The sequence below is a fragment of the Pseudomonas putida genome, from assembly GCF_003228315.1.
Taxonomy (GTDB): domain Bacteria; phylum Pseudomonadota; class Gammaproteobacteria; order Pseudomonadales; family Pseudomonadaceae; genus Aquipseudomonas; species Aquipseudomonas putida_S.
Genome location: NZ_CP029693.1, coordinates 2249751 through 2262939, shown reverse-complemented (window position 1 = coordinate 2262939; position 13189 = coordinate 2249751). Strand labels below are relative to the sequence as shown.

The following is a 13189-nucleotide window of genomic DNA, read 5'->3' as shown; positions in this document are numbered from 1 at the left end:
TGGTTACCATGGAACGTCCTCCCATCCCCCAATGATCATTGACCATGGCCCTTGCCGCCCCGCCTGACTTGAGTGATACCGACGTGCCCGTGCAACCGCTGGCGCGTACCTATCCGCGCGGGCTGTTCATCGAGCCGCATGAGCACGTCTGGGGGCAGTTGCTGTATGCGATGAGCGGGGTGATGTGGGTCGAGACGCCCTTCGAGGCGCTGGTGGTGCCGCCGCAGCGGGCGGTGTGGCTGCCGCCCGGTGTACCCCACGGGATTCGCGTGGTCTCGGACCTGCAGATGCGCAATATCTACCTGCGACCCGCGCTGGCGGCCACCCTCGACAACAGCGTGCAGGTGATTGAAGTGGGCGGGTTGCTGCGCGAGTTGATTGTCAGCCTGGTGGAGCAGGGCGATGACGGGGCGCCGGCATACTACGAGGCTTTGGTCGCTCTGGCGTTGCTGGAGCTCAAGCGGGCCCGGCGTTCGCAGATGAAGATTCCCTTGCCGGACAACTCCGACCGGCGCTTGATGAACCTATGCCAGGCGGTCATGGACCAGCCATCGTTGGACATTCCATTCGAGCAACACGCGGAAAACGCCGGCGCCAGCGTGCGCACCCTGGCGCGGTTGTTCAAGGAGGGACTGGGCATGGGCTTTGCCGAATGGCGGCGGCAGGTGCAACTGGCCACCGCGGCGGCCGAGTTGATCCAGGGTGTGCCGGTCAGCACGATTGCCCGGGAACTGGGCTATTCCCCCAGCAGCTTCAGCGACATGTTCCGCCGGGAATTGGGCGTCGCCCCCTCACAATTTCCCGCGAATCAGACCCTGTAGGAGCGAGCCTGCTCGCGATGGACTCAAGCGCGCCGCGTTAAATCAGGAAGCACGCGTTATCGTTCACGCCCATCGCGAGCAGGCTCGCTCCTACAGGGGGCGGGGTGTTCGGGGTGTCCGGGGTGTTTTGGCCGAAATTCAGAAGCACTTGGCCGGTGCCCGGATTCATCGCTCCCTAGACTGGCGGCATCTCTCAACTGCCCACGGAGTCTGCCATGAGCTACTTCATTTCGCTGGTCATCGGTCTTGGCGTCGGCCTGCTGTACGGCGCCCTGGATTTTCGTTCCCCCGCGCCACCGGCCGTCGCGCTGATCGGCCTGCTCGGCATGCTCGCTGGCGAAAAACTCTGGCCGATGGGCCGGCAGCTGGTCGCTGGCTGGATCTCCTGAACCCCTTTGTCGATTGGATGGAAAACCTCATGAAAGCACTGCAGTTCGATAAAACCGGCGATCTTTCGGCCCTGCGCTACGTCGATGTGCCCACCCCCGTTCCCGGCGCCGATGAAGTGCTGGTGGAAATCAAGGCCGCGGGCCTCAACCCCAGCGATGTGAAGAACGTGCTGGGACGCTTTCCCTACACCACCTTGCCACGGATTCCCGGTCGCGATTTTGCAGGCATCGTCGTCGAAGGTCCGCAATCGTTGCTCGGTCAGCAGGTCTGGGGCACCGGTCGTGAGCTGGGCTTTTTTGCCGATGGTTCCCATGCACAATTCGTCAAGCTGCCGGCCAATGGCGTGGCCCTGAAACCCACGCATTTGAGCTTCGCCCAGGCCGCCAGCCTCGGCGTGCCCTACACCACGGCGTGGGACGCGCTGGAGCGCAGCCTGGTGACCGCGCAAACCCGTTTGCTGGTGATCGGCGGCGGGGCGGTGGGCAGTGCCGCGCTGGCCCTGGCGAAAGTGCGCGGCGCCCAAGTGCTGGCGGCGGCGCGCCGGCCCGAGCAGGTCAAGGCCTTGCAGGATCAGGGGTATCAGACTCTGCAACTGGACAAGCCTGAAGACCTCGGCGCTCAGGTCAATGCGGTGTTCAACGGCGGTGCCGACGTGATTTTCGACACCACCGGCTTCTGGCTGCCGGCGTCCGTCGCGGCGCTGGCCACCTTCGGCCGCATCGCCATCATCGCCGCGCCGGTGGATGGCATGGTGCAACTGCCGGCCCTGGCGCTGTATCGCAAGGGCGGTTCGGTGGTGGGGATCAATTCGTTGCTGTATGGCGTGCAGGCCTGTGCGGCGATGCTCGATCAGTTCGGCCAGTTCTTCGATCAGGATCTGTTGCCGCTGCCGCAAGGCTTGTTCGAATCGCCCCTGGCCGAAGGGCTGGAACGCTATGCCGAGGTGAACCAGGGCAGTGGCGACAAGGTCATTCTGGTGCCTTGATACCCTGGTGCCACCTACCCCTGTAGGAGCGAGCCTGCTCGCGATGAGGTCAGCCCATTCAACATCAATGTTGACGGTCAGACCGCCATCGCGAGCAGGCTCGCTCCCACATGAAACCCCCGCAAACACTAGACCTTGAGCCCTCCCTAACAAAAGTATTAGCACCATTTAATGCGTGCCCCATCACAGACCCTCCACTACCGTGTGTCAGGAATGAAACGGTTTATGGGTCGTAGCAGTTTCGAATCCAGCATCAACAAGTCACCGTTATTGCTGCACACCCTTCATGGATTGAAGTGGTCATGCCACGAAAGGAGCTCCTGTGGACGCAAGGTTCGGTATTGCCCTGGTTTCGCGTATTTCCCCGCTTTCCCTTGCCGTGCAATTGAGTCTCGGGCTTGCCTTCGGTGCGCTCAGTCCACAGGCACTGGCCACCTGTTCCGCCGCCGGCTCGACCATTACCTGCTCCGGCGTGCCGACCCTGCCGCTGTTTCTCAATGACTACAGCAGTGCCTCCAGCGGCCTGACGGTCAACGTCACCAACGGCGCGCAGATGAACGCCACCCTGGGCGGCAAGGTGATCAACCTGACCGGGGCCAACATCAACCTGAACAACTCCGGCACCCTCGACCCTGCGCTGCTGGGGCTGGTGTCGATACTCAGTGGGGCTGCGTTCATCGGCACCGGCGCCACCAGCACCATCAGCATTGCCAACAACACCACGGGGATCATTCGCGGCACCGGCATGTTGCTCGGCCTCAACCTGACCAGCATCGACGGTCTGGGGATTGGCGTGAACAACTCGGTGTCGGGCACCACGACCATCACCAACGACGGCACCATCACCTCCACCGGGTTGTCGGTCGGCGGGATCACCCTGGCCGATACGCCAGTGGTCGGGGTGTATGGCGGTTCGCAAGTCAACATGACCAACAGTGCCAGCGGCACGATCAACGGCCGGGTCGCGTTCGAAACCTCGGTGGCGGGCAACACCTTCACCAACGCCGGCAACATCACCGGCGGCGTGTCGATGGGGGCGGGCAGCACCAACACCTTCTACGCGATCACCGGTTCCACCGTTAACGTCGGTGATGGCGTGCAAGTCAGTATTGGCCTCGGCGGGCTGATCGGCATCAACCTGACCTTCGCTCCGACCGGGACGATCGATGGCGGTGCGGCGGGCACCAACACGCTGATCCTGCAAAACCCGATCGGCCTCGGTGGCGGCACCACCGGGACCGGCACGGCTTCCAGCGCGACCTACGTCAACTTCAACAACCTGACCCTCAACAGCGGCACCTGGACCTTGCAGGGACCGCTGGTCAGTGGCGCGACCACGCTCAATGGCGGTGTCGCGCAGTTCAACGACAACGCGGCGTTCGGCAGCGGTGTGCTGACGTCCAATGGCGGGATACTTCAGGCCAGCAATGCCGGTTTGACGCTGGCCAACCAGATCAATCTGGGCGGGACTGGCCTGACCCTGCAGGGCATCAATGGCATGACCCTCAACGGGGTGATCTCTGGCACCGGCGGCCTGACCAAGATCGGCAGCGGCCAGATCAATCTCAATGGCATCAACACTTACTACGGCAACACCGTGCTCAACGGCGGCACCGTGCTGGTGGGCAACAACCAGGCGTTCAGCAGCGGCGGCATCACCGTTGGCGGCTCTTCGAGCATTTCGGCGACGGCGCCGATTTCGCTGGCTAACGCGATCACCCTCAACAGCACCCTGACCGCGACCGGCACCGGTGCGCTGACCCTGGGCGGGGTGATCAGCGGCGCCGCCAACCTGACCAAAACCGGCAGCGGCAGTCTGACCCTCAATGGCATCAACACCTACACCGGGATCACCAGCCTCAGCGCCGGCACCTTGCGCGTCGGCAACAACAACGCCTTGGGCACCGGTGTGCTCAACACCAGCAACGGCACCAGCCTCGACAGCACAGGCAACGTGACCCTGGCCAACAACGTCGGCATCACCGGTGCGTTGAACGTGCTCGGCAGCAATGCCCTGACCCTGGCCGGCATCGTGTCCGGCACCGGCGCGATCAACAAAAGCGGCAGCGCCAGCCTGACCCTCACCGGCAACAACACCAACAGCGGCACCACCGCGCTCAACGGCGGCAGCTTGTTCGTCGGCAGCAACACCGCCCTCGGCACGGGCGCATTGAACGCGGCGGCCGGCACCACGCTGGATGCGACCACGGCGGTGACCCTGGCCAACGCGGTCGCGCTGGCAGGCGGGCTGACCATTGGCGGCACTCAGGCCTTGGGCCTGAGCGGCGTCATCAGCGGCGCCGGCAACCTGCTCAAGGGTGGCACGGCGAACCTGACCCTCAGTGGCAACAACACCTTCTCCGGCGGCACCGCGCTGAACAGCGGGACGCTGATCGTCGGCTCCAACACCGCGCTGGGTACCGGCGCACTGACCACGGCGGCGGGCACCACCCTCGACGCGAGCACCGCGGTGGCGCTGGGCAACGCCGTCGCCCTCGGCGGCAACCTGAATGTCGCCGGCAACGCCAACCTGACCTTGGGCGGCGTGGTCAGCGGCAGCGGCGGGCTGACCAAGAACGGGGCCGCCAACCTGATTCTCAACGGCGCCAACACCTTCAGCGGTGGCACCACCCTGAACGCCGGGACCCTGACCGTTGGCAACGCCGCCGCACTGGGCAGCGGCAACCTGACCGTGGCGAATGCCGCGACCCTCGACAGCAACACCTCGGTCATCCTGAACAATAACGTCGCCCTCAACGGCAACCTGGCCATCGGCGGCAGCAACGGCATGATCCTGGGCGGCGTGCTCAGCGGCGCCAGCCAGTTGATCAAGAACGGCACGGCCAACCTGACCCTCAACGGCGCCAACACCTTCACCGGCGGCACCGCGCTCAACGCCGGCAGCCTGACCGTCGGCAACGGCGCGGCACTCGGTACCGGCACGCTGACCGTGGGCGGGGCGGGCGCAACGCTCAACAGCAGCGCCAACGTGACGCTGAACAACGCGATTGCGCTCAACGCCAACCTCACCGCCGGCGGCGCCAACCCGCTGACCCTAGGCGGCGTGATCAGCGGCGGCAGCAACCTGATCAAGACCGGTTCTTCGACCCTGACCCTGACCGGCAACAACACTTATACCGGTGCTACATCGCTGAACGCCGGGACACTGGTCGTCGGCTCCAACACCGCCCTCGGCACTGGCATCCTCAACGCCGGCAACAACACCACACTGGACGCCAGCACCGCGGCCAGCCTGGCCAACAACGTCAACCTCGGCGGCAACGTGACCATCGGCGGCAGCAACGCGCTGACCCTCGCGGGCGTGGTCTCCGGTGTCGGCGGCCTGACCAAAAGCGGCCCCGCCGACCTGATCCTCAATGGCGCCAACACCTACTTCGGCAATACAGCGCTGAACGTCGGCAAATTGATTGTCGGCAGTAATACCGCGATCGGCAGCGGTAGTTTGAACGCAGCGGCGGGCACCACGCTGGATACCAACACCGCCGTCACCCTGGGCAATCAAGTCAACCTCGCCGGGGCCATGAACATCGGCGGCAGCGCGGATCTGACCCTCACCGGAACGGTCGCCGGGGCCGGCAGCCTGGTGAAAAACGGCGCGGCCAATCTGAATCTGAATGGCACCAATACCTACGTCGGCGGCACCACCCTCAACGCTGGCAGCCTGACCGTCGGCAACAGCTCGGCACTGGGCACCGGCGCCTTGACCGTCGGCGGCGCGGCAACGCTCGACAGTAGTTCGCCGCTGGTCAGCCTGGCCAACGCCGTCGTGCTCAATGCGGCGCTGAGCGTCGGCGGCACCCAGGACCTGACCCTCGGCGGCGTGATCAGCGGCGCCGGCCAGTTGATCAAGAACGGCGCGGCCAACTTGACCGTCAACGGCACCAATACTTACAGCGGTGGCAGTACGCTCAACGCGGGTACGCTGACACTGGGCTCGGCCGCAGCATTGGGCAGTGGCGGCCTGACCGTCGGTGGCGCTTCGACGCTGGACACCAGCACCGGCATGAGCATCGGCAACAACATCACCCTCAACGCCGGCCTGACCCTGGCCGGCAGCAACACCCTGAACCTCAGCGGCGTGATCGATGGCGCCGGCAGTCTGACCAAGGACGGCTTCGGCGATCTGACGCTCAGCGGCAACAACACCTTCACCGGTGCGCTGAACATCGCCTCCGGCAGCGTCACCACCGTGAGCAGCGGTGCGCTGGGCAACACCTCCGGCGCCAACATCAGCGCCGGTGCGAATCTCTATCTCAACAGCAGCGCCAGCCTCAACGGGCTGAGCGGCAGCGGCAGTGTACAGATCGCCGGCGGCAACACCCTGACCGTGGGCGGCCTGAGCAACACCAGCACCTTTGACGGCGACCTCGGTGGCAGCGGTGCGCTGACCAAAGTCGGTACCGGGACCCTGAACCTCACCGGCAGCAACGGCCTTACCGGCAACACCAATGTCAACGCCGGTACGCTGAATCTCACCGGTTCGCTGGCCAGTACCCAGCTCAACGTCAACAACGGTGCGACCCTCACTGGCACCGGTTCGGCGCTTGGCGTCATCACCATCAACAACGGTGGTCATCTGGCGTTGTCCTCGGGCAATACCTTGTCCACCTCGTCGCTGATCCTCACCGCCAACAGCAACGTCGACGCAAACCTCGCAACGCCATCGACCAGCTCGCTGATGAACATCGGCGGCAACCTGACCCTCGACGGTAATCTCAACGTCACCGATGCCGGCGGTTTCGGTGTCGGTGTCTATCGCCTGTTCAACTACATCGGTGCACTGACCGACAACGGCCTGACCGTGGCCGGCGTGCCGGTGGGTTACGGCCTCGGCGACATCCTCGTGCAGACCCTTGGCAACCAGGTCAACCTGGTGGTGTCGGCACCCAACACCAACCTGCGTTTCTGGGACGGCAGCCAGACGATCGCCAATGGCACCGTGGATGGCGGCACCGGCACCTGGAGTGCCGGCGGCACCAACTGGACCAATTCCAGCGGCACCGTGAACCAGACCTGGGCCGGCGACTTCGCGGTGTTCCAGGGCACGGCCGGCACGGTGTCGGTCAACGGCACACAACTGTTCACCGGGATGCAGTTCCTCACCGATGGCTACAACGTGGTCAACGGTACCTCGGGGTTGCTGACTGCCGTCAATGGCAGCGGTGGCACTACGGCGATGCGGGTCGATCCGGGCGTGACCGCCACGGTCGGCGTGAACATCGACGGCAGCGGCATCCTCAACAAACTCGACGCCGGCACCCTGGTGCTCAACGGCGCCAACAGCTACACCGGCGACACCCAGCTCGATGGCGGCACCCTGGTGGTGGGCAGCAATACCGCACTGGGTACCGGTACCCTGATTGCCAACGCCGGCACACAACTGGACAGCAACACGGCGGTGACCCTGGACAACAACGCCACGCTCAACGGCAACCTCACGGTGCTGGGCAGCAATGCGTTGACCCTCAACGGCGTGATCGACGGCACCGGCGGGCTGATCAAGAACGGCTCGGCCAACTTGACCCTCGTTGGCAATAACAGCTTCCTCGGACCGGTGGCGCTGAATGCCGGCGGGTTGATTCTGGCGTCGAACAGCGCGCTGGGCTCGGCCACCCTGAACGCGGCGAACGGCACCACGCTGGATGCCGACAGCGCCGTCAGTGTGGGCAACGCCATCAATCTGGCGGGCAATCTCGGCATCGTCGGCAGCGACGACCTGACATTGAGCGGGGCTATCAATGGCGCCGGCAGCCTGAGCAAAAACGGCGCGGCCAACCTGACCTTGAGCGGCGCCAACAACTTCCTCGGGGGCATTACCCTCAATGCCGGCAGCCTGACCGCCGGCAGCAACGGCGCCCTGGGCCTGGGTAACCTGACCGTGGCCGGTGCCTCGTCGCTGGACAGCAACACTTCGGTGTCGCTGGGCAACAATGTGGTGCTCAACGCCAACTTGACCAATGCCGGCAGCAGCGACGTGGCGCTCAGTGGCGTGGTCAGCGGCACTGGCGGGCTGATCAAGGATGGCGCCTCCAACCTGACCCTCAACGGCATCAACACCTTCTCCGGCGGCACCACCCTCAATGACGGCACACTGACCCTCGGCACCTCGGCCAGTCTGGGTTCCGGCGCGTTGACCGTGGCCGGCGACTCGACCCTCGACACCAGCGCGCCGCTGGTGCTGGCCAACAACATCAACGTCAATGCCGACCTGAGCGTGGCCGGTAATAACAACCTGACCCTGGCCGGCGTGATCGCCGGGGCGGGCACCCTGACCAAGAACGGTCTGGCAGACCTGACGCTGACCGGCAACAACACCTTCAGCGGCACCTTCGACGTGCAGTCCGGCAGCCTCACGACCCTGGGCAACTCGGCATTGGGCAACAACGCAGGGGTCAACCTCGGCAATGCCGCAACCCTCAATCTCGGCGGCTCCGGCAGCCTCGCCAGCCTGACCGGCAGCGGTACTGCGCTGATCGGCGGCGGCAACACCCTGAGCATCGGCGGCAACAATGCCAGCAGCATCTTTGACGGTGTGCTCACCGGCACCGGCGAACTGAGCAAACTCGGCACCGGTACACTGACCCTGACCGGCCTCAACAGCCTGACCGGCAACACCACGGTCAACGCCGGGACCTTGAACGTCAGCGGCTCGCTGGACAGCGCCAGTGTGCTGGTCAACAGCGGCGGCACCCTGACCGGCGACGGCTCGCTCGGCGGGGCGGTGACCGTGGCGGATGGCGGCCATCTGGCCGGCGCCACCGGCAGCACCCTGTCGGTGAATTCGCTGGTGTTCAACGGCAACTCCAACTTCGACGTCGGCCTCGGCACACCGGTCTCCGGTGGCGGCAATGCGCTGGTCAACGTCGGCGGCAACCTGACCCTCGACGGCACCCTCAACGTCAGCGACATCGGCGGTTTCGGCAGTGGCGTGTATCGGTTGATCAACTACACCGGCGGCCTGACCGACAACGGCATGCTGATCGGCACCGTACCGGGTAGCGTCAGCCCGGGCGATCTGACCCTGCAAACCGCGCTGGCCAACCAGATCAATCTGCTGGTCACCGTGCCGGGCGTCACCGTGCAGTTCTGGGATGGCAGCCAATCGGTCGCCAACGGTTCGGTCGATGGTGGCAGCGGCACCTGGGGAAGCGGCCTCACCAACTGGACGGACGTCAACGGCACCACCAACCAGGGCTGGAGCAACAGCTTTGCGGTGTTCCAGGGCACGGCGGGCACCGTGACGGTCGATGGTGCGCAAAGCATCACCGGCCTGCAGTTCGTCACCGATGGCTACAGCCTGCAGGACGGCACCTCGGGCTCGCTGAATCTGGTCAATGGTTCGTTGGGTAATGCCACCGCGCGGGTCGACCCGAATGTCACCGCGACCCTGGATGTTGCACTCAACGGTACCGGTACGCTGGGTAAATACGACACCGGCACCTTGGTGCTCAACGCCGCCAACGGCTACACCGGCGGCACCGCGCTCAATGGCGGGAAAATTGTGCTCGGTAACGACGCGGCACTGGGCACCGGTGTGTTGACCGCCGCCAACGGCACGGCGCTGGACAGCAACACGGCGGTCAACCTGGCCAACGATGTGGTGCTCAATGGCGGGCTCACCATCGCCGGCTCCAATGCGCTGACCCTGGATGGTGACATCAGTGGCGGCGGCAGCCTGATCAAGACCGGCGCGGCCAACCTGACACTCGATGGCAACAACAGCTACAGCGGCGGCACCCAGCTCTCCGGCGGAACACTGACGCTGGGCAACAACAGCGCGATCAGCAGTGGCGCGCTCAGTGTGCTCGGCAACGGCACCCTCGACAGTACCTCCGCGCTGCAACTGGCCAACGCCATCAACCTCGGCGCGCAACTGACCCTCGCCGGCACTCAGGACACCACCCTGATCGGCGCCATCAGCGGCGCCGGCAGTCTGGTGAAAAACGGCGCAGGAGAACTGGTGCTCAGTGGCGCCAACACCTACAACGGCGGCACCACGCTCAACGACGGCAGCACTCGCGGCGACACCAGCAGCCTGCAAGGCGCCATCGTCAACAACGCAGCCCTGACCTTCGAACAGAACAGCGATGGCAGATACACCGGCAACCTCACCGGTGCCGGCAGCCTGAACAAAACCGGCACCGGCGCGCTACTGCTGACCGGCAACAACACCTTCACCGGCAACACCGACGTGCAGGCCGGTACGCTGACCGTCAACGGACTGCTGAACAGCGCCAGCGTCAATGTCGCCAGCGGGGCGAAGCTCGGCGGCAGCGGCCAGCTCGGCGGTGCGGTGCAACTGGCCAGCGGTGCGACCTTGCTCGGTGGCGGCAGTGCATCGCCGCTGTCGGTGGGTTCCCTGGCGTTGTCCTCGGGCAGCAACCTGGACTTCAGCCTCGGTTCGGCGGCCAGTTCCACCACCGTGGTCAACGTCGCCGGTAACCTGACCCTCGACGGCACGCTGAACATCAGCAACGCCGGCGGCTTCGGCACCGGGGTCTATCAACTGTTCCGCTATGGCGGCAGCCTGACCGACAACGGCCTGGTCTATGGCAGCCTGCCGGTATCGGCGGCCAACCTGACCCTGCAAACCGCATTGGCCAACCAGATCAACCTGCTGGTGCAAGGCGCGCCGGGTGAAGTGCAGTTCTGGAATGGCGGCAACACCAACCCTGACGGCACCATCGGTGGCGGCAGCGGCGTCTGGGGGCCGGGCACCGTCTGGACCGACCCGACCGGCACCCAGGCGCTGGCCGGGAACGGGCAGTTCGCGGTGTTTGGCGGGCAGGGCGGTACGGTGACAGTGGTAGGCAACCAAAACTTCACCGGCCTGCAATTCCTCGACAACGGCTACAGCCTGGTGCCCGGCGCGGGCGGCACGCTGACGCCGGTCAATGGTCCCGACGGCAGCCTGGCACCGGTGCGGGTCAATGCCGGGGTGAGCACCGAAATCAGCGTGCCGCTGGTGGGCAGTGGCGGCATCGAGAAACTCGATTCGGGCACCCTGATCCTCAGCGGCGCCAACACCTACAGCGGTGGCACCACGGTCAGCGGCGGTACGCTGGTCGGCAATACCACCAGCCTGCAGGGCAATATCCTCGACAACGCCTTGCTGGTGTTCCAGCAGAACGTCGATGGCCAGTTCAACGGGGTGCTCAGCGGCACCGGGGCGATGGCCAAACGCGGCGGCGGCACCTTGTTGTTGACCGACATCCAGCCGTTCAGCGGCACCGTGGCGGTGGATCAGGGCGTGTTGCAGGTCGGCAGCCGCCTGGCGCCGTCCTCGCTGGCCGGGCAGGTGACCGTGGCCAATGGCGCGGCCCTCAGTGGTAACGGTAGCGTCGGCTCGGTGGTCAACCACGGAGTGGTGTCGTCGGGCGCGGCGGTGGGCAACCTGAGCGTGGCCGGCAACCTGACCAACGCCGCCGACGGCGTGCTGGCCCTGACCGTCAGCTCGCCGGACGCCACGCCGCTGGTGGTTGGCGGTTCCGCCAGCCTTGGCGGCGGCCTGCAAGTGAACAATCAGGTGCCCTTGACCGGCAGCGCCGTGTACTCGCTGATCACCGCCGGTGGCGGCGTCAACGGCACCTTCAGCAGCACCAACCTGCCGACCTATGCGTTCTACGACACCGAACTGGTGTATGACCCCAACCAGGTGTCCCTGGCGGTCAACCGCAACGAGTACGCGTTCACCGATATCGCCGCCACCGGCAACCAGCGTGGCACGGCGTCGGCCCTGGACCGCAACGGTCCGCAGGGTCTAGAGCTGCGCAGGCAGATCCTCGGCCTCGACATCGCCGGTGCTCGCGCCGCCTATGACAGCCTGTCCGGGGAAATCCACGCCAGTACCGCCAGCACCATTCTCGAGGACTCGCGCTACATCCGCGACGCGGTCAACGATCGCATGCGCCAACCGTCCTGCAGTGGTTCGAGCGATCCACGCCGCGCCCTGGCACCCAGCGACAACCAGCTGAGCAGCAACGGTTGCCATGGGGAAATGGTCGGCTGGATTCGTGCGCTTGGCGCCTGGGGCGACTCGGACGGCGACAGCAACAGCGCCAGCCTGGATCGCAACCTCAGCGGCTTCATGCTCGGCACCGACAAGCAGCTCGATGACCAATGGCGCGTGGGCATGGCCGCCGGCTACACCCGCAGCGACATCGATGCCCATGACCGGCGTTCGGACGCCACGGTGGAGAGCTATCACCTGGCGGCGTATCTGAACTCGCAGTTCGATGCCCTGGCGGTGCGCCTCGGTGCGGCCTACAGCTGGCATGACATCGAGACCAAGCGCGACGTCAGCGTCGGCACCTACAACGATCGCCTCAAAGCCCACTACGACGCCCGCAGTGCCCAGGTGTTCGGTGAAGTCGGCTACACCGTCGAAGCCGGTGGTGTTGCCCTGGAACCGTTCGCCGGCCTGGCCTACGTCAACTACGACAGCGATACCGCCCACGAAAAAGGTGGCATCGGGCGCTTGAAGGCTGATGCCGATCAGGACATCACCTTTTCCACCCTGGGCCTGCGTGCCGGCAAGGTCATCACTCTCGATAACGGCGGGCAATTCACCCCGCGCGCGGCCGTCGGCTGGCGGCATGCCTTCGGCGACACCAAGCCCGACGCCGACCTGACCTTCATCGACGGTGGCGCGTCGTTCAGCACCCAGGGCGTACCGATTGCCGAAGACAGCGCCCTGCTCGAAGCGGGCGTGGACTTCCAGGTCAGCCCGAGTGCGAAACTGGGCATCGGTTATTCGGGGCAGGTATCGAGCAAGAACGAAGACCATGCGATGACGATCAGTTTCAGCATGGGTTTCTGATCGTGTAGTTGTAGGAGCGAGCCTGCTCGCGATGGACGCAAGAACACCACGGGGAATCAGGATGCCCGCGTTATCGTTCACGCCCATCGCGAGCAGGCTCGCTCCTACAGGGAAAAATGCCCTCTGCTAGAATCGGCACCATTGATTAAGCGA

At 65.2% G+C, this 13189-nt stretch carries 4 protein-coding genes; all 4 read left to right on the top strand.

Annotation, left to right across the window (positions count from 1 at the left end):
- Window positions 1–44: 44 nt before the first annotated feature.
- The 4 genes from DKY63_RS10275 (at window position 45) to DKY63_RS10260 (ending at window position 13036) form a co-directional block, all read left to right on the top strand.
- Window positions 45–821 (top strand): AraC family transcriptional regulator, encoded by a 777-nt coding sequence (locus tag DKY63_RS10275; RefSeq protein WP_110963982.1) that lies wholly within the window; start codon window positions 45–47, stop codon window positions 819–821.
- A 215-nt stretch (window positions 822–1036) separates the two neighbouring features.
- The gene (locus DKY63_RS10270; RefSeq protein ID WP_110963981.1) at window positions 1037–1210 is read left to right on the top strand and encodes a DUF1427 family protein; all 174 of its coding nucleotides are present in this window, start codon (window positions 1037–1039) and stop codon (window positions 1208–1210) included.
- A gap of 29 nt (window positions 1211–1239) precedes the next feature.
- Complete coding sequence (locus DKY63_RS10265; protein ID WP_110963980.1) at window positions 1240–2196, top strand: quinone oxidoreductase family protein; 957 nt, start codon at window positions 1240–1242, stop codon at window positions 2194–2196.
- Between the two features lie 322 nt (window positions 2197–2518).
- The gene (locus DKY63_RS10260; RefSeq protein ID WP_110963979.1) at window positions 2519–13036 is read left to right on the top strand and encodes an autotransporter-associated beta strand repeat-containing protein; all 10518 of its coding nucleotides are present in this window, start codon (window positions 2519–2521) and stop codon (window positions 13034–13036) included.
- Window positions 13037–13189 lie beyond the last annotated feature (153 nt).

Bases quoted from the DNA above. Each gene is read 5' to 3' on its own strand.
- DKY63_RS10275 (WP_110963982.1), top strand. From the start codon at position 45: ATGGCCCTTGCCGCCCCGCCTGACTTGAGTGATACCGACGTGCCCGTG.
- DKY63_RS10270 (WP_110963981.1), top strand. From the start codon at position 1,037: ATGAGCTACTTCATTTCGCTGGTCATCGGTCTTGGCGTCGGCCTGCTG.
- DKY63_RS10265 (WP_110963980.1), top strand. From the start codon at position 1,240: ATGAAAGCACTGCAGTTCGATAAAACCGGCGATCTTTCGGCCCTGCGC.